The following is a 23,576-nucleotide window of genomic DNA, read 5'->3' as shown; positions in this document are numbered from 1 at the left end:
GAACCCTATACACCTGGAAGCTACGGCCGCGGAGGTTTCCGTCAACCGTTCGTAGGTACGACTTCCAGGGGGTACAGGATGCAAGCCGAAGCCGGTAATACGCAGGAGCACATCTGCGAAAACTGTGGCGTGATCTGCGTACCACAAGGTGACGGCTGGATCCATCCCGAGCCGTGGGCCACCCTCAAGTCCCGTCGCGTCTGTGACAACCCGAAGGAACTACGTCCTGCCAGCCCGCGCGAGATCAAGAACGGCGCGATGCAGTCGCTAAGGTGGGATCGCTGGATGATCGAAGAGCAACTCGCCGCGCTTGTCGTGCCCGAGGGATCGCTTATACGAGTGGGTGTCGTCGGCTGTTATGTCCCGACTCCTGAGGCGACCATTCACCCTCGCGGTTTGGGCTACCTCGCCAGCGACGGCCACTACGGTCTCGGGGCAACCACCACAACCCGCCGCTACGACGGACCTGGAGAACTGGCCGCTGAGCTGCGTGCATTGTTCTGGGCCCTGCGCAGGCTGCTGCCCCGCTACCGCCTCGAAGTGCTTACCGACTATCCGGAGATCAGGGAACTGATGAATGCTTGGCGGCGCGGCAACGTCGAGGCCATCCCACCTGGCTACGACTCGGAGCGACGCGACTCCGGACGCGAGGCCAAGCTAAGCCGGGCAGCTCGGACTGTGCATCTGAACGCCGACCGGGTCGTCGTCGAGGTCGTCGAGAACTACGCCGACACGCCGCTTGGTCTAGGTGCGGACAATCTCGCCCAGATCGGCTGGAAGTGGTGCTCCGGCAAGCTACACAGGGCGATGCCAAGGACAGAGGGCTCGCCGCAGCCGCCCAGCATCTCAACGTCGCCCCGGCATTGCTGTCAGGAGACTGACCGTCCGACAGCCGGCCAGCAATCCGCTGCATGCAGCGCGGGTGTTGTGACGGATATCAGCGGCGATTCCGCAGCGCCTTGACCCGTTGGTGCCCGAGCACGGCGAGATAGTCCCACGGTTCGTCGAGGCAGGAGTCGACCTCGGCCGCCTCGATGATCTCGGCGAGCCGGGCGGCCAGTTCGTCAGGGTCCGGCTGCACCTGCTCGCAGAGCTGGACGTGGACCGCCCGGAGCGCGCCCCCGATCTCGGCCGGCTCTTCCTCGTACGTCTCCCAGGCGTCGTAGAGGTAGCCGGAGAGTCCGTCCCACGCGCGGGCGGCGCGCTCGACCAGCAGCAGTGTCTCCTCGGTCGGCGGTCGTTGGGCAAGCATCTCGACTTCCTCGACGATCGCCCGCCCGGCCTTCTCCACGTCGTGCAGATCCCAATGGTTACCGCTGGTCGCCTCGTGGGCCAGGTTGTCGATCGTGCGACGGATGTCGTTCAGCTCGGCGGCGGTGAGGGACGCGAGCTGACCGGCCTGTGCCCGCAACCTGCTCTCCAGCACGCGATCCGTGGCCGCCCACTCGGCGACCAGCAACGCCAGCCGTCGGGCGGGGATGTTCCGTGCGAGTTCGACCAGCCCAGCGACCCGGGGGTCGACCGCCAGGGCCGACGGTGGCGTGGCCGCCGAGGACCAGGCGAGACCTTCGTCCAGGGCAGCGAGCGTGAGGGCCACCGCGTGCGCGCACAGCCCCGCGCCGTCCGGGCAGTCACACTCGGCGGTGAAGCCGTCCGCCGTGATGCCCACCCAGACCTCAAGCGGTGGCTGCCCGGCCTCCCTGACCACGCCGGATGCTCCCCCGCCGGCCGGCGCGAACTCCACCGGCTGACCGGCTGCCCGCAACTTGTCCGCCGCTGCGCAGGCCACGAAACCGGCCGCGTCCCGCAGGGCTTCGATGTCGATGCTTACCGCCATCCGGCCATCTAACCGGGTGTGGGTGATGCCGCCCGCATCAGGGCGGCGATCAACTCGGCGAGGGATCAGCCGCGCAGGCCGCGCCGCAGGCCGACGACGAACGACGACCAGGCGTCCCGGTCGAAGAGGAGCGCAGGGCCACCCGGGTCTTTGGAGTCCCGCACCGCCAACGCGGAAGAGATTTCGGCCACCTCTACACAGTCAGACCCATTTGCACTGCTACGCGAACTCTTACGCCACGTCACGTTCGCAAGGTCGGGCGAGGTCATCGCAGTGCTCCTCAGGCCAAGACTCAATCTTGAAGCTCGGCGCAGATCCTGACGAGGAAGTCAGCAGACTGGTCAGGGTCAAGCGCCTTCGCACGTAGGTGGTCGAAGACGAGTCTATATCGCGATACCTGCTGATCCTCCTCCAGCAGGAGTGTGTTGGTGTCGTTGTCCACGTAGACGATGGTCGGGTCGAGCGCCGCCTCCGCGTAGTCAAGGATCGTGAAGGCACCACCCATCGAAGCGTGCGCGCCCGCAGCGAAGGGCAGCACCTGCACCTCAACCGTCGGCAGTTGACATGCCTCGACAATGCGCGCCAGTTGAGCACGCATGACCTTGGCACCGCCGACGACCCGCCGAATCGCAGCCTCGTCCAGGATGATCCAGAGCTTCGGCGGCACATCCCGCGCAAGCAGGACCTTCCGAGCTTGACGCGCCGCGATGACTCGATCGACTTCCTCCTTGTTGGCGGCGGTCCGCCCTGCGTGGATGATCGCCCGCGCGTACTCCTCCGTCTGCAACAGCCCGGGAACGTAGAGGCTCTGGAACGTGCTGATCGCCGTCGCCTCCGCCTCGAACCCCACATAGTCGTCGGGCAGGACATCGCCGTACGCGCTCCACCAGCCCTTCTGTCGCGCCTGGCGCGCAAGACTGGCCAACGCATCCCGCTCCTCGGGCGACGCCTCATAGAGATCCAGAAGCTTCCGCAACCCGTCCGAGGCGACCCCGCTATGCCCCTGCTCGATGCGGATCACCTTCGCTCGATGCCAGCCCACCGAGCGAGCGACCTCATCGACCGTCAACCCTCGCTGAGCGCGCAGGCGTCGCAGCTCACGACGCAGTCGACGCGCACGAATCGTCGGGCTTGCAGTCGATGCCATAGCAGACCTCCGTAGGACCACGGTTGGGGACATAGAACCAGACAGCACATCTGAATGCCATCTAACATCCTTCACTGCTACGTTGCAAGATCGCCTGCCGTGGTGCACGCTCAGTGTTCGGTAACTCACCGGAGTCCGGAGGTAGTGGTGACTGAAAATCAAGCGTCGCAGTGGTCCGAGTCCGACTTTCATCGTGACCTGGCGGCCATGCTCGACGGAGCCGACGTGTCCGAGCGGGTCCAGGCCGCCATCGCGCACGCGCTGACGAAGCCGGACGCGCTCTCGTCGTACGTCAATTCCCTGGTCACCCGCTACACGACGGACCGCGAGCGGGGCTCGGGGCGCAACCGGCCGCCCGCCGGGGCGTACGAGATGCACCGCCGGTGGACGCTGCACCTGTCCTACCTGGCGCCCGACCTGCGGGAGGCCCGCGACCAGGCCGTCGTCTACACGGAGGGCCTGACGATCCTGCGCCCCGAGCTGCCCGCGAGCGCCGCACTGCTGTCCCGGGCCGATGCCTGGAACCACGTCGAGCCGGTGTTCTGCGGCCGGACCGGTCCCGACGGCGAGGTCTGCATGGACGTCACCGGGCATCCCGGCTTCCACAGCGCGGCCGGCATCGGCGGGCTCTGCTGGGGCGACGGGGACAGCGGGGCGGGCCGGTGACGGCTCCGCCGCGCCCGCGAGTGTCGCCGCGGCTACGCGCGCGGTTGGTGGCCGCCGGCATCCGTTCCGCTACGGTGTTACGCATGCTGGCACCGCCCTCTCAACCCCTCCTCCGGGACTTCATCGAAATCCCCGACCCCAGGGCCACCAGCGACAGCGACTACGTGCTCAAGCTCGCCGACGGGATCAGCGACGCCGAGCAGACCATCAACGAGTACGTCATCCCGCCGAGTCTGGCCGACAACTTCGACCAGGCCCTCGGGCTGATCTCCACCGCCCTGTCCAGCGGCGCGTCCCGGGCCGCCTACCTGCACGGCTCGTTCGGCTCCGGCAAGTCCCACTTCATGGCGGTGCTCCACGCGCTGCTGCGCGGCGACCGGGCCGCCCGGGACCGGGACGAGTTCGCCCCCCTGCTGGCCCGGCACGACTCGTGGCTGGCCGGGCGGAAGTTCCTCCTCCTGCCATACCACCTCATCGGGGCCAAGTCGCTGGAGCAGCGGGTGCTCGGCGGCTACGTCGAGCAGGTCCGCCGGCTGCACCCGGACGCCCCGATCCCGGCGGTGCACCGCACCGACGCCCTGCTCGAACAGAGCCGACGCCTGCGCGAGCAGATCGGCGACGAGGCGTTCATCGCCGGCCTGCCGCAGGGCGAGGACGAGTGGGGCGACTCCTGGGACCCGGCGCAGCTCGACGCGGCCTTCGCCGCCGCCTTCGACGACGACGGACGCCGCCGGCTGGTCCGCGACCTGCTCGGCACCTGGCAGCAGGGCTTCTTCCGCAACGCCATGGAGGACGCCGAGGGCTTCGTCTCCCTCGACCGCGGCCTCACCGAGATCGCCCAGCACGCCAAGGATCTGGGCTACGACGCGCTGGTGCTCTTCCTCGACGAGCTGATCCTCTGGCTCGCCAACTCCATCGGCGACCAACAGTTCGTGGCCCGGGAGATCCAGAAGATCACCAACTTCGTGGAGGGCAGCGACGCCCGCCGGCCCATCCCGGTGGTCACCTTCATCGCCCGGCAGCGGGACCTGCGCGACCTGGTCGGCCACGAGGTCACCGGGGCCAGCGAGCTGGGCTTCCAGGACACGCTCAACCTGGCCAGCGGCCGGTTCGACGTAATCACCCTGGAGGACCGCAACCTCCCCGAGATCACCCGCCAGCGGCTGCTCAAGCGGATCGGCGGCGACGGCGGGCCGGCCGACCAGGCGATCACCGAGGCGTTCGAGCGCCTCAGGCGGGTCCGCGACGACGTGTGGACGACGCTGCTCGGCACCGACACCGGCAGCGGGGCCGATCTGGAGTCGTTCCGCAAGACGTACCCGTTCAGCCCGGCCTTCGTCTCCACCCTCGTGCACGTCTCCAGCGCGCTGCAACGCTCCCGCACCGGGCTGAAGCTGATGCGGCAACTGCTCATGGACCGCCGCGACGACCTGCGGCTCGGCGAGCTGATCCCCCTCGGTGACCTGTTCGACGTGCTCCGCAGGGGCGGCGACCAGCCGTTCACCGAACGGCTCAAGGCCGAGTTCGAGACCGCCCAAAAGCTCTACGAGGGCAAGCTGCGCCCATACCTGCTGGACCGACACCGGCTCACCGACGACGACCTGGCCGCCGCCCGCCACGGTGGCACCCCCAACCGTGAGCTGGCCGGCCGGATCAGGGCGTTCACCGGCGAGGACCGCCTGGTCAAGACCCTGATCCTGTCCGCGCTGGCCCCGTCCGTGCCGGCGCTGCGCAACCTCACCCCCCGCAAGCTGTCCGCGCTCAACCACGGCAGCATCACCAGCACGGTCCCGGGCGGCGAGGTCGGCCAGGTCCGACGGCGCATCGAGGACTGGGCGTCCCGGTTCGGCGAGATCAAGATGCTCGACGGCGACGGGGTGCGCCTCGACCTGATCGGCGTCGACGTGGAGAGCGTGCTCAACAACGTCCGGCATCTCAACACCCCCGGCAACTGGCGCGTCCTGGTCAAGCGGCTGCTCTGGAAGGAACTCGACGTCGCCGAGACCAACCAGGACTGCGACCAGGCGACCCTGGTGTGGCGGGGCAGCCGGCGCAGCGTCGAGATGATCTATGGCAACGTCCGCGACGAGAAGGACCTGCGCGACGACGCCTTCCACCCGTTCGTCCCCACCGCCTGGCGAATCGTCGTCGACTACCCCTTCGACGACGGCGGCTACCACCCCTCCGACGACCGCAGCCGGGTCCAGCAGTTGCGGTCCCGCTTCACCGACCAGGTGCTCTGCTGGATCCCGGCGTCGCTGACCACCGCCCGGCAGGCCGACCTGGGCCGGCTCGTCGTGTTGGACAACTTGCTAAGTGGCCACCGGTTCGACGCGGCGGCCAAGCACCTCAGCGAGGACGACCGGCGGCGGGCGCACGCCACCCTGACCAGCCAGCGCGACGCGCTCCTGGTTGCGGTCACGGGTGTGCTCAAGCAGGCCTACGGGCTGGCCACCAAGAAGCCCGAGGACGTCGTGCCGACGTACGACGAGCATCTCATCACCCTCAGCAACGGGCCGACGCCGACGCTGCCGGTCGGGGCCCGGCTGGCCGACGCGCTGCGCGACGTCGCCGACCAGCTCCTCCAGCAGCAGTACCCCGCCCATCCCGACTTCGACCCCGACCGGCGCGGCGAGGCGCTGAAGCCCGCCGACCTCCGGACGGTCCTGGAGTACGTCCGACGCGCGGTCGAGGCACCGGACGGGCGCACCGAGGTGGAGAAGAAGGACCGGGCGGTGGTCCGCCGGATCGCCAACCCGCTGCTGCTCGGCGAGATGCACGAGGCCGCATTCGTCCTCGGCCGGCACTGGGTGGAGCACTTCCAGCGCCGGGCCGGTCAGGAGGGCATCGACGGCGACCTGCGGGTGGCCGACCTGCTGCGCTGGCTCGACGACCCCCGCCCCCAGGGGCTCGACCCGCTCGTCGCGCAACTCGTCCTGGCCAGCTTCGCCGAGCAGACCGACCGGACGTGGATCCGGCGCGGCGGCGGTGTCGTCACCCCGCAGCCCGAGCTGACCGCGATCACCGGGGAGCTGGCCCTGCGTGCGCCGCAGCGGCCGGACCCGGCGGACTGGACGGCGGCCCGCGAGCGTGCCATGCACCTGTTCGGCTTCATGCCGCCCGACCTGGCCCGGGGCCGGCTGGTGGCGATGTTCGTGCAGGACCTGTCGAAGCGGGCCCGGTTGCACCGCAACGCGGCGCACCGCCTCGTCGAGGAGCTGGAACACCAGGGGCCGCGCATCGGCCTCGACCCCCGGTCCGGTGACTGGCCCCGGCTGCGCACCGCGCAGGTCGCCGCCGACCTGCTCGACGGGCTGGACTCCCGGCACCAGGACATCGACATCGTCCGGCAGCTCGCCCGAGCCGAACTCGGCGGACCGCCCCAGCGCGCGGGTCGCAGCATCCGCAGCGCCGAGGAGGTGGGGCACGCGCTGCGCGAGGCCCCCTGGGACACCTTCGGGCTCCTGACCGAGCTGGACGAACGGTGGACGGCCGAGGCGACGGAGATCCTGACCGCCCTGCGGCAGGCCCTCCGGGACGACGAGCTGACCACCCCGCTGGCGGGCGCGCTCGGCAAGGCGCGCAGCCGGGCCAACGATCTGCTGCGCCGGGCCACCCGTCGAGCCCCCCGCCCCACCCTCGAACAGCCGCCCGTTGCCCCGCCCGAGGGGGGCCACCTCGATCTGACTCTCACGCCCGCCGGCGCGGGCCCCGAGGAGCACGGCGCCGCTGTTCTGGCCTCCGACGACGACTTCGACTCCGTGGTGGAAACGATCCGCGCCCTGGCCCGGCAGCACCCCGGGCGGAGGATCGAGCTGCGCTGGCGGATGTTGCCGTGACGCGTACGACCGAGGAGCCGGTGGGCCGGGTCGCCGCCCGGCCCGCGGCGCTGCCCGTCAACCCCGGCGCGCTCGCGCAGCGGATCGGTCAGCAGTTCCGCGCCCACCCGCCCCGGGAGGGGTCACCGCCGGTGGTGCTGGTCGCCGCAGCACCGGTCTGGCCCCACGACCCGGTGCTGGCCGTCGGCGGGGACCGCCGGGTCCGGGTGGTGCCCTGCCCCTCCGTGCTGGCCGTCTGGGAGCAGGTGGCGCTGCCCCACGACGACCCGACGGTGTTGCTGACCGACGTGCCCCAGCACGAGCTGGGCATGGGCATCCTCAGCCGGGTCTTCCGGCGACGCGTCATCCACCTCGACCCGTGGGCCCTGGTGGCCGAGTCCTTCGGCGCCCGGCACGTCGACTCCCGGCTGGTGTCGCTCCCCTGGGCCGGGACGGCGCTGGTCGAGGCGATGCCGGCGAAGGGGTGGCCCCGGCTCACCGGCACGGTGCTGGAACGGGACACGGCGCTGCGTCACCTGGCCGCCGAGCGCCTGGGGTTGGCGCGGCTCGGCCTCGAAGCCGAGGATCTCGACGTCACCGGTCTGCTCTGGTGGACGACCCTGCCCGGGGCCGCCGACCTGCTCACCTCGCTGCCCGAGGCGCAACGCGTCGGGCTGGTCGCCTGGCTGACCGAGGTGTTCGGCGCACCGCTGCGGGCGCTGTCCACCCTGCTCGCCGTGGACCGGCTCGCCGACGCGATGCCCCTCGGCCTCGTCTGCGAGGCGCTCTGGTCGCCTGCGGCCGGCGCCGATCCGGACACGCTGCGCGCCCAGGGGCGCGTCGAGCAATACTTCGGCAACCCCCCGTTGCCCACCGCCGTGGTCACCTCCTTCGCCGCCGCCACCGACCGGGCGACGGTCGACCTGCTCCAAGCCGCCGCGCGGAACGACGCCTGGCTGCCGTCCGCCGGGCAGGCGAGCCACGCGGTCCTGGACCGGGCCGAGGAACTGCTGACGATGTTCGGGGCGCAGGAGCCGGGTCGGACGAGTCGCATCCTGCGCACCGGGTTCGCGCACCGCCTCGGCGCGGTGGCAACCACCGTGCAGGCCGCGCTGCCCGCCCTCGACCACGCCGACCGGCAGCCGGAACGGGTCCCCGCCGCGCTGGACGCCGCCCACGCGGCGATCGCCGAGCTGGAGACCCACCACCTGTCGGGCAGCTATCCGCACCGCGTCGAGCGGGCCCGGATGGCGCTGCGGCTGCTGCGCTGGCTGGCGACCGACGCCAATCAGCCCACCGGAGTCGCCGACGGCATCGAACGGCAGGTCGCCGAGTGGGGCTGGGTCGATCTCGCGCTCGAACACGTCTGGGCCGGCGACGACGCCCACCCGGGACTCGGCCGGGCCTACCGGGCCGTGCACGACCGGGCCCGCGACCGCCGCCGGGACTTCGACGGGGTCTTCGCCGAGCAGCTCGCCCGCTGGACCAGGGACGGCAGTCCGGGCGGTCACCTGCTCACGGTGGAGACGGTGCTCCCCCGGGTCGTCGCGCCCGTGGTGCGCGAAAGCACCCGGCCGGTGCTGCTTGTCGTCATCGACGGCATGAGCGCGGCCGTCGCCGCGGGGCTCGGTGCGGAACTCGCAACCCTGGGCTGGGTGGAGTACGACCCGCTGGGCGGAACGCGGCGGCGGGGAGCCGTGGCCGCCCTCCCCACCGTGACCTCGGCCTCCCGCGCGTCGCTGCTGTCCGCCGCGCTAGGCGAGGGTGACCAGGCGACCGAGCGGGCGGCGTTCCGGCAACATCCGCTGTGGCGGGGCCGTCGGGCGGAGCTGTTCCACAAGGGCACGGTGCACGGCAATGCCGGCGAGGTGCTGCACGAACGCCTGGTGCAGGCGCTCAGCGAGGTGGACATGCTGGTGGGCGTCGTGGTCAACACCGTGGACGACGCACTCGACCACGGCCGGGAGAGCGCCGACGCCGGCTGGCAGCTCGCCAACCTCGGCCCCCTGCGTACCCTGCTCGACCACGCCCGCTACCACGGGCGCGCCGTGATCATCACCAGCGACCACGGTCACGTGCTCGAACGCGACGGCGAGCAGCGGACCGTCGTCGCAGCGGCCTCCGCGCGGCACCGCACCGACCCGACGCCGCCGGCCGACGGCGAGGTGGAACTGGTCGGCTCGCGGGTGCTCGCCGACGGGCAGCGGGTGGTGGCGCTCTGGGATGCAGGGCTGCGTTACCTGCCACGCCGGGCCGGCTACCACGGTGGGGCGTCCCTGGCCGAGGTGACCGTGCCGATGCTGGCGCTACTCCCGCTCGGCGCAGCGGCCCCGACGGGTTGGCGTCCCGTCGCCGCCCAGGAGCCCTCCTGGTGGACGGCAACGGTCGCCGGGCACGAAGCGCCGCCCCCGCCCCCGCCGGCCAGGGATGGGCGGGAGCGGGCCGGACGGAAGCCGATAACGACCGTCCCGCCGCGCGACACCGCCGCGTTGTTCGACCTCCCGACGGCCCCGGATGTCTCCTTGCTGGACCGGCTGTTCGCCTCGGAGATGTTCGACGCCCAGCACGCCCTGACCCCGCGCCGGGTGCCGATCGGCAAGATCCGGGGAGCACTGGCGGCCCTGATCGACAACAACGGCGTGCTGCCCACCGTCCTGCTCGCGGAGCGGGCGGGCGAACAACCGGGCCGCGCCAACGGCTTCGTCGCGACGCTGCAACGGATCCTGAACGTGGACAACTTCCCCGTGCTGTCCCAGGTCGACGACGGTCGCACCGTGCGGCTCGACGTGCCGTTGCTGTGCCGCCAGTTCGGGGTGCCGGAGGAACGCCGGTGAGCCAGCAGGTCAGTGCCGCACGACGTCGCCTCGTCGTCGACGCGCTGCGGCGCGGCGCGGTCCCCGAGTCCGGCCTCGACCTGCTGGCGGTGGGGCTCGACCGCTTCAGCGGGGCGATCAGCGAGGAGATCGAGACGGTACGCACCGGCGGCGCGGTGTTCAAGGCCGTGCGCGGCGAGTACGGCTCCGGCAAGACCTTCTTCGCCCGCTGGCTCGCCGAGCAGGCCAAGCGCGCCAACCTGGCCACGGCCGAGGTGCAGGTGTCGGAGAATGAGACGCCCCTGCACCGGCTGGAGACGGTCTACCGGCGGCTCATCGAACGGCTCACCACCGCCACGTTCCCGCCCAGCGCCCTGCGGCAGATCATCGACGCCTGGTTCTACGCCTTGGAGGAGGACGCCCTGGCCGCCGGGGACCTCGATCCGGCGGACGAGCAGGCGGTCGGGCGCGTCGTCGACGATCTCCTCGCCCAGCGGCTGGCCCAGGTCAGCCGAACCGCCCCGAGTTTCGCCATCGCGCTGCGCGGCTACCGCACCGCGCTCGCGGCGGGCGACGCCACCGGCGCCGAGGCGGTGCTCGCCTGGCTCGGCGGGCAGCCCCACGTCGCCGCGGCCGCCCGCCGACACGCCGGCGTACGCGGCGACCTCGACCACTTCGGGGCGCTCGGCTTCCTCCAGGGTTTGCTGGCGGTGCTCCGCGACTGCGGCTACGCCGGCCTGCTCGTCGTGCTGGACGAGGTGGAAACCCTGCAGCGAGTCCGCTCCGACGCCCGGGACAAGGCCCTCAACGCCCTGCGGCAGCTCGTCGACGAGGTGCACGCCGGTCGGTTCCCCGGGCTGTACCTGGTCATCACCGGCACGCCGGCCTTCTACGACGGCCCGCAGGGCGTGCAGCGGCTGGCGCCCCTGGCCCAGCGGCTGGCCACCGACTTCCCCGCCGATCCCCGCTTCGACAACCCCCGCGCGGTGCAGCTCCGCCTGCCCGGGTTCACCGTCGACTCCCTGGTCGAGCTAGGCCGACGGGTGCGCGACCTGTTCGCCGCCGGCTCCCCCGCCGAGGAGCGGCTGCGGGCCGTGGCCGACGACGCCTACCTGGCCGACCTGGCCCGCGCGGTCACCGGGCAGCTCGGCGGCCGGGTCGGGATCGCGCCCCGGCTCTTCCTGAAGAAGCTCGTCGCCGGGGTGCTCGACCCGGTCGAGCTGTACCCCGATTTCGACCCCCGCCGGGACTACGCGCTCACCCTCGCCCCCGCCGAACTGACCGACGTCGAACGCAACGCCACCCGGGCCGACGACATCGAGCTGGAGTTGCCGTGACAGCCGCTGCGGCTCCCGCGTGACCGGGCCGCACCCGGCCGAGCCAGCCTCCGCCGCCGATCGGCTGCATCCGGTGTTGCTGCACCACATCGTCAACACCCTCGGGTGGCCACGGCTGCGCGGGTTACAGGAGAGGGCCGTCATTCCGCTGCTCGCGGGCGACGACGCGCTGCTGCTCGCCGCCACCGCCAGCGGCAAGACCGAGGCGGCGCTGTTCCCGGTGCTCTCCCGCATGGCGGCCGGCAACTGGTCCGGCACCTCGGTGCTCTACGTCTGCCCGCTGAAGGCGCTGCTGAACAATCTCGCCCCCCGCCTGACCCAGTACACGTCGTGGCTGGGCCGCCGATGCGCCGTGTGGCACGGCGACACCACCGCCGCTACCCGGCGGGGGATCCTGCGGGAGCGGCCGGACGTCCTGCTCACCACCCCGGAATCCGTTGAGTCGATGCTGGTCAGCCGGACGGTCGACCACGCGGCCCTCTTCGCCGGGCTACGGGTCGTGGTGGTCGACGAGGTGCACGCCTTCGCCGGCGACGACCGGGGCTGGCACCTGCTGGCCGTCCTGGAGCGGCTCACCCGCCTGGTCGGGCGTCCGCTGCAACGAATCGGGCTCTCGGCCACCGTCGGTAACCCCGTCGACCTGCTCACCTGGCTCCAGGGAGCCGCCGCCGGCCACCGGCCCGCCCGGGTCGTCTCCGTCGATCGGCCTGGCACCATCGAGCCCGCCACTCCGGCACACTCCGGTGTCGTCGAGTTGGACTACGTCGGATCGTGGGAGAACGCCGCCACTGTCATCGCCTCGCTACACCCGGGTGAGAAACGCCTCGTCTTCTGCGAGTCCCGCCAGGGCGTCGAGCAACTGGGGCAACTGCTCCTTGGCCGAGGAGTGACCACGTTCCTGTCCCATGCCTCGCTGTCACGTCAGGAGCGGGCTCGCGCCGAGCAGGCGTTCGCCGAGGCCCGGGACTGCGTCATCGTCTCCACCAGCACCCTGGAACTCGGCATCGACGTCGGCGACCTCGACCGGGTCATCCAGATCGACGCGCCGCAGACCGTGGCATCGTTCCTGCAACGCCTCGGTCGCAGCGGCCGACGCGCCGGCACCTCACGCAACTGCCTCCTGCTCACGCTGGGTGAGCCCGCCCTCCTGCAAGCCGCCGGGCTGCTGCTGCTGTGGGCGCGGGGCTGGGTCGAACCGGTGGCGGCACCGCCCGAACCGCGGCACATCGTGGCACAGCAGATCCTGGCCCTCTGCCTCCAGGAGGGACAGGTCGGTGACCGGGAATGGCGTCGCTGGTGGAACGGGCTGGCCCCGTACGACAAGGCAGCGGAGGACATACTGCGGTTCCTCCTGGCCGAGGGCTACCTGGAGCGGGACGGAGGCATGCTCTTCATCGGCCCGGCGGCGGAACGTCGCTTCGGCCACCGCCACTTCATGGAGATGCTCTCGGTCTTCACCGCGCCGCCGCAGTTCACCATCCTGGCCGGACGCGCCGAGATCGGCCGGGTGGATCCGGCCCTACTCACCGAGGAGACGACCGGCCCACGTCGGCTACTCCTCGCCGGCCGGAGCTGGCGGGTGACGCACCTCGACTGGTCGCGGCGGCGGTGTTTCGTCGAGCCAGCCGACGAGGGTGGGCGTGCCCGCTGGACCGGTTCCGGTGCCGGCGGGCTGTCGTTCGCGCTCTGTCAGGCCATGCGTGAGGTGGTCCTCGGTGCCACGCCGCCCGTGGCTCTCACCCGGCGGGCAGCCAGCCGGCTGGCCGAGATCCGCGCACAGCACCGCGACAACGCGCACCCAGAGGCCACCATGGTCACCCGGCCTGCAGGTGGCGGGATGCGGTGGTGGACGTGGGCCGGCTACCGGGCCAACGCGACACTGGCCAGCGCTCTCCGGGAGGTCGCCGACCCGGTTCAGGGCCACGGCGACCTGTACGTGCGGCTCCGGGACGACCTGACGGCAGCACGATGGCGGGACGTCCGAGAAGCGGTGGCGGACCAGATCCGTCTGCCCGAGGTCGACTCCCGGGCACTGGCCGGCCTGAAGTTCAGCGCCGCCCTGCCACCGGCGCTGGCCGGGGCGACGCTGTCCGCTCGGCTGGCCGACCTGCGGGGAGCGCGGGAGGTGTTGAGCCGTCCCGCTCGATTCACCGCAGGGTGACCCGCCCCCACGTCATCACTGTCAGAGGGTCAGTTTCCAGCCCTCGATCAGGCCCTCGTAGCCGGCGACGTTCTCGACCCGCAGCCTCCAGGTGCCGAGGGTCGGCCGGCCCGACAGGTCGGCGATGTAGGCCTCGCGGGCATTCGCCTTGTACGACCCCACGAGGCTCTCCTTGAGCAGCACCACCTGCCCGCCCGGCGCGACGAGGGAGATCTGGAGGTCGCGACCGTACTGGTGCGCGATGCTGACCTCGACGTAGCTGGTGGTCGACGGGGCCCGGCCGCAGTCGGGGACGCTGATCGGCGACTCGACCGTGCCGGAGGCCGGGATCCGCATGTCGGCGGTGGCGACCCCGCCGCACGCGGGCGCGGGCAGGTCCGCGCCCGCCACGTTGATCTTCCAGGAGTCGAGGAACCCGGTGCCCTGGGCCAGGTTGTCGCTGACGTACAGGTTCCAGGTGCCGTTGGCCGGCTCGGCCGACAGGTCGTAGGTGAACGTGTAGTCGATGCGGTCGCTGTCCCCGCCGGTGTGGTCCATGAGGAAGTACCAGGTACCGCGGGGCGAGATCAGCCGCACGTCGAGCTCCCCGATCACGGCGTGCTCGATGTGCACCTCCACGGTGCTGTTGCGGGCGGCGTTGCCGGGGCAGCCGGTGACGGTGATCGGGGCGTAGAGGTTCTGGAAGTCGGTGATCGCCCGGTCGGTGCCGTCGGAGCGGACGCAGGCGGCCGGGTCGTCGACGCGCAGCTGGACGGCCACCGCGCGGGTCGCGGCGGTCCCGGTGCCGATCACCGTGACGGTGTACGCGCCGGCCAGCGCCGTCGAGGCGGTGCTGAGCGTGAGCGTGGTGCCTGCGTTGGAGGAGATGCTGGCGGGCTGGAACGTGGCCGTGACGCCCGCCGGCAGGCCCCGGGCCGCCAGCGCGACCGGCTGGGAAGCGCCCCTGGTGACGCTGCCGGCGATCATGGTGGAGACGGTGCCACCGGCGGTGACGGTGATGCTGGCCGGGGTGGCGGTCAGGGTGAAGTCGTTGGCCGGGGTGGTGGGGTCGACGTGCAGCAGCCGGTTCGGCGTGCCGGCGCCCGCGTCGGTCACCACCCCGATGGTCGCGTCGGCCAGGAGCGCCTGGGTCACCTGGGCCGGGGTGTAGGTCGGGTGATCGGCCAGGATCAGCGCGGCGGCTCCGGCGACGTGCGGGCTGGCCATCGACGTCCCGGAGGCCGTGCGGGTGGTGGCGGTCCCGCCGATGTAGGCCGAGGTGATGTCGACGCCCGGCGCGAACAGGTCCACGCAGGTGCCGATGTTGGAGAACGAGGCGCGCGCGTCGGTGGCCCCGGTGGCGGCCACCGTGATCGCCTCCGGCACGGAGGCCGGGGTGGTCGTGCACGCGTCGGCGCCGTTCTCGTTGCCCGCGGCCACCGCGTAGGTGACGCCGTCGGCGATGGACCGCCGCACGGCCTCGACCATGGGCGCGTACGCCGCGCCGCCGAGGCTCATGTTGGCCACGGCCAGCTCGCCGGGGTCGTGGTCGCCGGTGACCCAGTCGACCCCGGCGATGACCTGCGAGGCCCAGGCGCCGCCGGTGCAGCTCAGCACGCGCACGGCGACCAGTTGCACGTGCTTGGCCACCCCGAAGGTGGATCCGCCGAGCGTGCCGGCCACGTGGGTGCCGTGGCCCTGGCAGTCGGTGGCGTCGGCGTCGTTGTCCATGAAGTCCCAGCCGGACACCGCCCGGCCGGCGAACTCGCCGTGGGTGAGGTTGATGCCCGAGTCGATGACGTAGGCCCGCACGGCCGCCGTGGCGCGGGGGTAGGTGAACGAGTTGTCGAGCGGCAGCGCGCGCTGGTCGATCCGGTCGAGGCCCCAGGACGGGGTCGGGGTCTGCACGTCGGACGCGGACACCGTGCGGTTCTGCGTCACGGAGGCCACGGCCGGGTCGGCGGCGAGCCGGCGTGCGCCCCGCTCGGACAGCCGGGCCTCGAAGCCGCGCAGGGCGTGCCGGTAGACCAGCCCGACGTGGCCGCCCTGCCGGGCGGCGAGGCGGCGGGCGGTGGCGGGCACGGCGTCGGCCGTGACGGCGGCGTCCCGCAGCACGACGACGTAGGAGCCGGCCACGGCGTCCGGGCCGCCGGCGGCGAGGATCTCGCCCTCGGCCGGGGCGGCGATCGCCGGGGCGGCCGCGGTGAGGGCCAGCAGGGTCGCTGCGGCCACGGTGCCGAGCAGGGAGGTCCTGCGGCGTCCTGCCGGTGTCATGGTTGCCTCCCCCAGACGGCGTGCGCGACGCGGCCCCGGCCCGTCACGCGTCGGGCGCACACGCGGACAGCCGTACCGCCGACATCATGGACACACGGACACCCTCGACGCCATAGATTGACGTCAATTATTTGCGCCGGACGCTAACTGCCGTCGGCGGCGGCGGGCCGGGCGTCCGCCCCGGGGTTGAGGGCGGCCGTGATCGCCTCGGCGGTGCGCCGGCCGACGCCGGGCACCTCGGTGATCTCCTCGGTCGAGGCCGCCGCGAGCCGCTTGAGCGAGCCGAAGTGGCGCAGCAGGGCCTTGCGCCGCACCTCGCCGAGGCCGGGGACCGAGTCGAGCGCCGACTCCGTCATCCGCTTGGAGCGGCGCTGCCGGTGGAAGGTGATGGCGAACCGGTGCGCCTCGTCGCGCACCCGTTGCAGCAGGTAGAGCCCCTCGGAGGTGCGCGGCAGGATGACCGGGAACTCGTCGTCGGGCAGCCACACCTCCTCCAGCCGCTTGGCCAGCCCGCACAGCGCCACGTCGTCGACGCCCAGCTCCGCGAGCGCCTGGGCCGCCGCCGCGACCTGCGGCGCGCCGCCGTCGACCACGACCAACTGCGGGGGGTACGCGAACCGGCGCGGCCGGCCCGTCGTCGGGTCGATGCCCGGCCGGTCGGGGTCGGCGGCGGTCTCCTCCCCCAGCTCCCCGGTCTCGGCGCGGGCCTCCAGGTAGCGGGCGAAGCGGCGGCGCAGCACCTCCGACATGGCGGACAGGTCGTCGGTGGCCCCCCGGACGATGAACCGGCGGTATTCGCTCTTGCGGGGCAGGCCGTCCTCGAAGACGACCATGCTGGCCACCACGTCGGTGCCCTGGATCTGGGAGACGTCGTAGCACTCGATGCGCAGCGGCGAGGTGCGCATGCCCAGCGCGTCGCTGATCTCGTCGAGGGCCTTGCCCCGGGTGGTCAGGTCGCTGCCGCGCTTGAGCTTGTGCCGGGCCAGGGCGTCCTTCGCGTTGCGCTCCACCGTCTCCAGCAGGGAACGCTTGTCGCCGCGCTGCGGCACCCGCAGCGACACCCGGCTGCCCCGGCGGCCGGTCAGCCAGTCGGCGAGCGCGTCGGCGTCGGCGGGCAGGGCGGGCACCAGCAGTTCGCGGGGCACGTCGGCCTCGCCCTGCTCGCCGCCGTAGACCTGGGTGCAGAAGTGGTGCACCAGGTCGCCGGGGCTGAGGTCCTCGGTCTTCTCCACCACCCAGCCGCGCTGGCCGCGCACCCGGCCGTCGCGGACGTGGAAGACCTGGACGGCGGCCTCCAGGGGGTCGTCGGCGAACGCGACCACGTCGGCGTCGGTGCCGTCGCCGAGCACCACGGTCTGCTTCTCCATGGCCCGGCGTAGCGCCGCGACGTCGTCGCGCAGCCGGGCGGCCTTCTCGAACTCCAGCGCCTCGCTGGCCTCGGTCATCTCGCGTTCGAGCCGGCGGACCATGGTGTCGGTGCGCCCGGCCATGAACTCGCAGAAGCCGTCGACGATCCCCCGGTGCTCCTCGGCCGTGACGCTGCCGACGCAGGGGGCGGAGCACTTGCCGATGTAGCCCAGCAGGCAGGGGCGGCCGACCTGCCCGGCCCGCTTGAACACGCCGGCCGAGCAGGTCCGCGCCGGGAAGACCCGCAGCAGCAGGTCGAGCGTCTCGCGGATGGCCCAGGCGTGCGAGTAGGGCCCGAAGTAGCGCACGCCCTTGCGTTTGGCCCCACGCATCACCTGGAGCCGGGGGAACTCCTCGTCGAGGGTGACGGCGAGGTACGGATACGACTTGTCGTCGCGGTAGCGGACGTTGAACCGGGGGTCGTACTGCTTGATCCAGGTGTATTCGAGCTGGAGGGCCTCGACCTCGGTGCCCACGGTGACCCAGTCGACCGACTCGGCCGTGGTGACCATCTGCTGGGTGCGCTGGTGCAGCCCCCACAGGTCGGCGAAGTAGGAGTTGAGCCTGCTGCGCAGGTTCTTCGCCTTGCCGACGTAGATCACCCGGCCGGTGCCGTCGCGGAACCGGTAGACCCCCGGGGCCTCGGGGATGGTGCCGGGTGCGGGGCGGTAGGTCGAGGGGTCAGCCACGCTCCGAAGACTAGCCGCCGGCCCCGACACTCCAGAGCACGCCGAGCTGGTCCACCTCGCTGCCGCTGCGGCCGAAGAAGCCGGCGAGCCGGCCGCCGGGCGGGGCGGTGAAGGTCACCGCGTCGGCGGTCGGGGTGCCGCCGGCCAGGGTGCGGCCGAGGTTGGTGGTGAGCCGGACGGAGAAGATCCGGGTCCGGCCGTCCTTCTTGCCCTGGGTGAGGGTGACCTGGTCGACGTACTCGCCGTCGGCCAGGGTCAGCGTGGCCGGGGTGCCGCCCGTGCCGCCGTGGGTCAGGCTCGCGCCGTCGGCGAGGCGTACGCCGATCTGGTCGAGGCGGGAGCCGGCGCGCAGCGAGACGGCGGTGACCCGGGGGCCGACGGCGTCGAGGTCGGTGAACGGGGTGCCGTGCGGGCCGCCCCAGGTGTCGCTGGCGCGCAGCCCGTCGGCGAGGGTCCAGGTGAACCAGGCGGCGTGCGGGTAGTGGTCGGACAGCGGCGCGCCGGCCGGGTCGAGGAACGCGGCGTGCTCGTTGCGGTAGCGGTCGAGGTCGAGGTCGATCAGCCGGTCGCCCCGGTAGAGGATCTTGTCGACGACCTCGCAGGCGTTGGTGACGTTGGCCGGGTCGCAGGTCAGCGCGGGGCTGCCGGCGGCCGGGGGCACCCCGCCCCGCTCCTGCTGCACCCACACGTCGGTGAGGCCGTTGGCGGCCACGAGGTCGCGGATGTTGTCGCCGGTGCGGGTGTAGCGGACGTTGAGGTCGCCGGCCACGATCACCGCGTTGCCGGCGGAGTTCGCCTGCACGTACGCGGAGAGCTGGTCGATGTTGGACCGCCGGGCGGCCAGGTCCGGCTCGTCGCTGCCGGCATTGGTGTGCACGTCGTAGAAGTCGACGTAGACGCCCTCGGCGAGCCGGATCCGGGACCGGCTGAAGCCCTTCGGGGTGAGGCAGTCGGTGCCGTGGCAGTCGTCCCAGCGCACCCGGACGAAGTCCGACACCGGGTAGTTCGACATCGTGTTGAGGCCGTCGCCGAAGGGCACGCCCCCGCTGGTGGCGGTGCGGTACGGGTGCCGGTCGGTCGCGTACAGGTCGGCGTGGTAGTTGAAGTCCTCCTGGACGTGCACGATGTCGTAGCCGTTGACCCGCTCGCCGATGGGCCGGGTGTTGGTCGCCGGGTTGCCGCTGGACAGCGGCTCGGGCAGGCCGGCGACGTTGTAGGTGAGCAGCGAGAAGCCGCCCGAGGTGACGGCGGCGGGGGCGGGGGCGGGCGCGGCCCCGGCGGCGGGGGCGGCGACGGCGGGCGCGGCCGGGGGCAGCAGGGCGGCCAGCAGCGTCACGGACGCGAGCAGGCGGGTGGGTTTCATCCGACGTCCCTTCCAGACAGTGGGGTCCGGTGTGGCCGGCACCAGCCCGGGGGATCGAAGGTTATCCAAGGAACCCGGCCGGTTCAATACTCGCGGGTAACCGGCGCGCGACATGCCGATTGACGTCTTCCAATCTCGCGGCGGGACGCCTACCATCCGGTAACTGAATGTTCTTCATGTAATGATCGCCACCCCGCCCCCGTCTTGATCCCCACCCCCCGGAGGATCACCATGCCCCGTCCCACCGCCCCGCGTCGCCTGCTGGCCGGCGCGACCGCCGCCGTCGGCGTCGCCGCCCTGCTCGTCGCCGCGCCCACCCCGACCACGACGCCCGCGAGCGCCGCCGCCGCGAAGGCAGCCGCCAGCACCTTCGCCGCCAACGACTACTGCCTCGGCGAGTGCGGCGACATCGTCCCGCCGGGCCAGAACGGCAACGCCACCCTCGTCGAGATCCTCGCCAACCAGACCCTCGGCACGCTGCCCCGGCACTCCGCCGACCAGCTCGACAAGTACGCCGACCTCGTCTACGGCTACGCGGGCCTGCGCCCCGAGCAGATCGGCACCTTCTTCAACGACGCCTCCTTCGGGGTGCCCTCCGGGCAGGTCGAGCGGGACTACTCGCCCCGCGCCGACGTGCGGGTCGTGCGGGACCGGGCCACCGGCGTCCCGCACGTCACCGGCACCACCCGGGGCGGCACCATGTACGGGGCCGGCTACGTCGGCGCCGAGGACCGGCTGTTCACCATGGACCTGATGCGCCACGTCGGCCGGGGCACCCTCACCCCGTTCGCGGGCGGGGCCCCGAGCAACCGGGAGCTGGAGCAGAGCGTCTGGCGCAACTCGCCGTACACGGAGGCGGACCTGGCGGCGCAGGTCGAGGCGCTGCGCGCCAAGGGCCCGCGCGGCGAGCAGCTCTACGCCGACGTCCAGGAGTACATCGCGGGCGTCAACGCCTACATCGACGTCTGCATGTCCAGGCGCAACTGCCCCGGCGAGTACGTCCTCACCGGGCACCTCGACGCGATCACCAACGAGGGCGGCCCGGAGCCGTTCACGATGACCGACCTCATCGCCATCGCCGGCGTCGTCGGCGGCCTGTTCGGCGGCGGTGGCGGCACCGAGATGCAGTCCGCGCTGGTCCGCATCGCTGCCCGCGCCAAGTACGGCCCGGCCGAGGGCGACAAGGTGTGGGCGGGCTTCCGCAACCAGAACGACCCGGAGACGGTGCTGACCCTGCACGACGGGCAGAGCTTCCCCTACGGTTCCGCCTCCCCCGACGCCGCGAGCGTGGCGCTGCCCGACGCCGGCACGGCCAAGGTCGAGCCGATCTTCACCGACCCCACCGGCTCCGCCGCCAGCCGGGCCACCGGCAGCAGCAGCTCGGAGCTGGCCGCCGCGCTGTCCGGGCTGACCATCGACCCGGCCCACCGGGGCATGTCGAACGCGGCCGTGGTCTCCGCCGCCAACTCCGCGACCGGGCACCCGGTGGCGGTGTTCGGGCCGCAGACCGGCTACTTCTCCCCCCAGCTGCTGATGATCCAGGAGCTGCAGGGCCCCGGCATCAGCGCCCGGGGCGCGGCGTTCGCCGGCCTCAACCTCTACGTGCTGCTCGGCCGGGGCCAGGACTACGCCTGGAGCGCCACCTCGTCGATCCACGACATCACCGACACGTACGCGGTGCCGCTGTGCACCACCGACGGCAGCGCGCCGACGCTGGCCAGCGACCACTACCTCTTCCGGGGGCAGTGCGTGGCGATGGAGCAGCTCGCCCATACCAACAAGTGGAAGCCGACGGCGGCCGACACCACGCCCGCCGGGTCGTACAAGCTGGTGGCGTGGCGCACCAAGCTGGGCCTGGTCGCCTGGCGCGGCACCGTCGGCGGCAAGCCGCACGCGTTCACCCAGCTCCGCTCCACATACCGGCACGAGGCGGACTCCGCGATCGGCTTCCAGATGTTCAACGACCCGACGGAGATGGGCACCGCCGACGCCTTCGTCGCCTCGGCGGGCAACGTCGAGTACGCGTTCAACTGGTTCTACGTCAACTCCACCCAGTCGGCGTACTTCAACTCCGGGCTCAACCCGCTGCGGGCGGCCGGGTCCAACCCGAACCTGCCGATGAAGGCCGAGCCCGCGTACGAGTGGCAGGGCTTCCAGCCCGACACGAACACCGCCAGCTACGCGCCGCGCTCGGCCCACCCCAACTCGGTGGACCAGGACTACTACATCAGCTGGAACAACAAGCAGGCCAAGGACTTCGGCGGGGCCGACGGCAACTTCAGCTTCGGCGCGGTGCACCGGGGCGACCTGCTGGACAAGCCGCTGAAGGCCGGCATCGCCGCCGGCAAGAAGTACGATCGGGCCACGCTGACCAGCCTCGTCGAGCAGGCCGGCGTGACCGACCTGCGCGGCGTCGAGGTGCTCGACGAGCTGATCCGGGTGCTGGAGAGCCAGCCCGTCGGCGACTCCGCCCTGGCCGCCGAGATCGCGAAGCTGAAGGCGTGGCGGCAGGCCGGCGCGCTGCGGGTGGAGACGGCCAAGGGCTCGAAGGTCTACCAGCACGCCGACGCCATCCGCACCTTCGACGCCTGGTGGCCGCTGCTGGTGCGGGGCGTGTTCCGCGACCAACTCGGCCCCGACCTCTACCAGGCGCTGATCAACGCCCTTCAGATCAACGAGTCCCCCTCCGGCCACCAGCAGGGCGACAAGTCGACCCTGCCCACGTCCGCCAACGAGGCCCAGGCGCACAAGGGCTCGTCGTTCCAGTACGGCTGGTGGGGGTACGTCGACAAGGACCTGCGGGCGGTCCTCGGCGACCCGGTCGCCGGCGGCCTCGGCCGCACCTACTGCGGCGGCGGCGCCCTCGCCGGCTGCCGGCAGATCCTGCTCGACACGCTGAAGGCGGCCGCCGCGACCCCGGCCACCACCACGTACCCGGGCGACTCCACCTGCTCCGCCGGCGACCAGTGGTGCGCCGACACGATCGTGCAGTCGCCGCTGGGCGGGATCAAGCACGCCCCGATCGCCTGGCAGAACCGGCCCACCTACCAGCAGGTGGTGTCGTTCCCGGCCCGGCGCGGCGACGACGTCTCGAACCTCGCCGCCGGGAAGGCGGTGACCGCGTCGAGCGCCCAGCTCGGCTACGCCGCCGGCAAGGCCGTCGACGGGGACCTGGGCACCCGGTGGGCCAGCTCCTGGGCCGACGACCAGACGCTGACCGTCGACCTGGGCTCGGCCCGGCCGGTGGGCCGGGTGGCACTGGCCTGGGAGTCGGCGTACGCGAAGTCGTACCGGATCGAGGTCTCCGCCGACGGCACGACCTGGCGCACGGCGTGGTCCACCACGGCCGGCGACGGCGGCACCGACGTGGTCGCGTTCGGCGCCGAGACCGCGCGGTACGTGCGGTTGCGGGGCCTGACCCGGGCCACGACCTACGGCTTCTCGCTGTGGGAGATGTCGGTCTACGCCCGCTGAGGGGCGACGACGGCGGCGGCCGGTCCGGGGTGATTCGGGCCGGCCGCCGCCGGTTCAGGCGAGGGTGATCTGGTCGCCGTCGACCTTGAGCTCCTTGGCCGCGAGGGGCGTCGTCGCCGGGCCCGACTTCACCGAGCCGTCGGTGATGGAGAACTTGCTCATGTGGCAGGTGCAGTTGATGGTGCCGCCGTCGACGTTCGACACCGGGCAGCCCTGGTGGGTGCAGATCGGGTCGAAGCCCTTGAACGTGCCGGCCTCGGGCTGGGTGATCACCACGCCCTTCGCGGCCAGGATCAGGCCGCCGCCGACCGGGACGTCGGCGGTGCTGGCCAGCGCGCCGGAGTCGCCGGCGCCGCCGGTCGCCGCCGCGTCGCCGCTCGGGGCGGGGTCGCCGCCGGCGGAGTCGTCGGAGTCGTCGCCGCCGCACGCCGACAGGACGACCGCCGCGCCCAGCGCGCCGGCACCGGCGAGGAGTGCGCGCCGCGTCTGCGTGGCCGGCCCGGTCTGCACCTGCTCGTCACTCATGTCTGGCCTCTCTGTCGACTGCCCGGTCCGGAAGGGGTGCCCGGGCCTCGTTGGGGTCCACGGATCACTGTGCCTGAAGGTTCAAC

Annotated in this window: 14 protein-coding genes; 7 read left to right on the top strand and 7 right to left on the bottom strand. The window is 72.3% G+C overall.

Annotated elements, in window-relative coordinates; genetic code table 11:
- The first annotated feature begins 78 nt into the window (after positions 1-78).
- Positions 79-963: a hypothetical protein gene (locus ACVMYR_RS17920; protein WP_457122261.1), complete on the top strand. Its 885-nt coding sequence runs from the start codon at positions 79-81 to the stop codon at positions 961-963.
- Here ACVMYR_RS17920 and ACVMYR_RS17915 read toward each other — a convergent pair.
- The 3 genes from ACVMYR_RS17915 to ACVMYR_RS17905 all read right to left on the bottom strand — a co-directional run bounded on the left by ACVMYR_RS17915 (position 938) and on the right by ACVMYR_RS17905 (position 2,984).
- Entirely contained in the window at positions 938-1,837 is a 900-nt protein-coding gene (locus ACVMYR_RS17915; RefSeq protein WP_141722199.1) for an SWIM zinc finger family protein, read from the bottom strand. The two genes, ACVMYR_RS17920 and ACVMYR_RS17915, sit on opposite strands and share 26 nt — an antisense overlap.
- Before the next feature lie 65 nt (positions 1,838-1,902).
- Complete coding sequence (locus ACVMYR_RS17910; RefSeq protein WP_091278186.1) at positions 1,903-2,106, bottom strand: DUF397 domain-containing protein; 204 nt, start codon at positions 2,104-2,106, stop codon at positions 1,903-1,905.
- Between the two features lie 23 nt (positions 2,107-2,129).
- A complete protein-coding gene (locus tag ACVMYR_RS17905; protein WP_457122260.1) occupies positions 2,130-2,984 on the bottom strand; it encodes a helix-turn-helix domain-containing protein in 855 nt (284 codons plus the stop codon).
- Between the two features lie 225 nt (positions 2,985-3,209).
- Between ACVMYR_RS17905 and ACVMYR_RS17900 the strand changes: the two genes are divergently transcribed.
- From ACVMYR_RS17900 to ACVMYR_RS17880, 5 genes are all read left to right on the top strand, one after another.
- Positions 3,210-3,650: a hypothetical protein gene (locus ACVMYR_RS17900; RefSeq protein WP_457122259.1), complete on the top strand. Its 441-nt coding sequence runs from the start codon at positions 3,210-3,212 to the stop codon at positions 3,648-3,650.
- Positions 3,651-3,733: 83 nt separating this feature from the next.
- The gene (locus ACVMYR_RS17895) at positions 3,734-7,489 is read left to right on the top strand and encodes a DUF6079 family protein (protein ID WP_457122258.1); all 3,756 of its coding nucleotides are present in this window, start codon (positions 3,734-3,736) and stop codon (positions 7,487-7,489) included.
- Positions 7,486-10,302: a BREX-2 system phosphatase PglZ gene (gene pglZ, locus ACVMYR_RS17890; protein ID WP_457122257.1), complete on the top strand. Its 2,817-nt coding sequence runs from the start codon at positions 7,486-7,488 to the stop codon at positions 10,300-10,302. Before ACVMYR_RS17895 ends, pglZ begins: the two co-directional genes overlap by 4 nt.
- Positions 10,299-11,618, top strand: coding sequence for a BREX system ATP-binding protein BrxD (gene brxD, locus ACVMYR_RS17885; protein ID WP_457122256.1), 1,320 nt, complete (start codon positions 10,299-10,301; stop codon positions 11,616-11,618). Before pglZ ends, brxD begins: the two co-directional genes overlap by 4 nt.
- Before the next feature lie 73 nt (positions 11,619-11,691).
- Entirely contained in the window at positions 11,692-13,779 is a 2,088-nt protein-coding gene (locus tag ACVMYR_RS17880; protein WP_457122255.1) for a DEAD/DEAH box helicase, read from the top strand.
- A 21-nt stretch (positions 13,780-13,800) separates the two neighbouring features.
- Here the strand turns inward: ACVMYR_RS17880 and ACVMYR_RS17875 are convergent, their stop codons facing one another.
- From ACVMYR_RS17875 to ACVMYR_RS17865, 3 genes are all read right to left on the bottom strand, one after another.
- A complete protein-coding gene (locus tag ACVMYR_RS17875; RefSeq protein ID WP_457122254.1) occupies positions 13,801-16,032 on the bottom strand; it encodes a S8 family serine peptidase in 2,232 nt (743 codons plus the stop codon).
- 143 nt (positions 16,033-16,175) lie between these two features.
- Positions 16,176-18,128, bottom strand: a complete 1,953-nt coding sequence (gene uvrC / locus ACVMYR_RS17870; protein ID WP_457122253.1) for an excinuclease ABC subunit UvrC — start codon at positions 18,126-18,128, stop codon at positions 16,176-16,178.
- A 10-nt stretch (positions 18,129-18,138) separates the two neighbouring features.
- A complete protein-coding gene (locus ACVMYR_RS17865; RefSeq protein ID WP_457122252.1) occupies positions 18,139-19,491 on the bottom strand; it encodes a jacalin-like lectin in 1,353 nt (450 codons plus the stop codon).
- A 231-nt stretch (positions 19,492-19,722) separates the two neighbouring features.
- Here ACVMYR_RS17865 and ACVMYR_RS17860 point away from each other — a divergent pair, with 231 nt between their 5' ends.
- Entirely contained in the window at positions 19,723-22,965 is a 3,243-nt protein-coding gene (locus ACVMYR_RS17860) for a penicillin acylase family protein (RefSeq protein WP_457122251.1), read from the top strand.
- 54 nt (positions 22,966-23,019) lie between these two features.
- On the opposite strand, the gene ACVMYR_RS17855 is transcribed toward ACVMYR_RS17860, so the two are convergent.
- A complete protein-coding gene (locus ACVMYR_RS17855; RefSeq protein WP_077939146.1) occupies positions 23,020-23,490 on the bottom strand; it encodes a Rieske (2Fe-2S) protein in 471 nt (156 codons plus the stop codon).
- Between the last annotated feature and the right edge of the window lie 86 nt (positions 23,491-23,576).

This window comes from Micromonospora sp. PTRAS2 (assembly GCF_054052245.1).
The sequence above is the reverse complement of the archived record's forward strand: the minus strand, read 5'-3'. Positions and strand labels throughout refer to the sequence as shown.

What these genes read in the sequence shown, in the direction of transcription:
- ACVMYR_RS17920 (WP_457122261.1), top strand. Translation starts at nt 79, where the DNA reads ATGCAAGCCGAAGCCGGTAATACGCAGGAGCACATCTGCGAAAACTGT.
- ACVMYR_RS17915 (WP_141722199.1), bottom strand. Translation starts at nt 1,837, where the DNA reads ATGGCGGTAAGCATCGACATCGAAGCCCTGCGGGACGCGGCCGGTTTC.
- ACVMYR_RS17910 (WP_091278186.1), bottom strand. Translation starts at nt 2,106, where the DNA reads ATGACCTCGCCCGACCTTGCGAACGTGACGTGGCGTAAGAGTTCGCGT.
- ACVMYR_RS17905 (WP_457122260.1), bottom strand. Translation starts at nt 2,984, where the DNA reads ATGGCATCGACTGCAAGCCCGACGATTCGTGCGCGTCGACTGCGTCGT.
- ACVMYR_RS17895 (WP_457122258.1), top strand. Translation starts at nt 3,734, where the DNA reads ATGCTGGCACCGCCCTCTCAACCCCTCCTCCGGGACTTCATCGAAATC.
- ACVMYR_RS17875 (WP_457122254.1), bottom strand. Translation starts at nt 16,032, where the DNA reads ATGACACCGGCAGGACGCCGCAGGACCTCCCTGCTCGGCACCGTGGCC.
- ACVMYR_RS17865 (WP_457122252.1), bottom strand. Translation starts at nt 19,491, where the DNA reads ATGAAACCCACCCGCCTGCTCGCGTCCGTGACGCTGCTGGCCGCCCTG.
- ACVMYR_RS17860 (WP_457122251.1), top strand. Translation starts at nt 19,723, where the DNA reads ATGCCCCGTCCCACCGCCCCGCGTCGCCTGCTGGCCGGCGCGACCGCC.
- ACVMYR_RS17855 (WP_077939146.1), bottom strand. Translation starts at nt 23,490, where the DNA reads ATGAGTGACGAGCAGGTGCAGACCGGGCCGGCCACGCAGACGCGGCGC.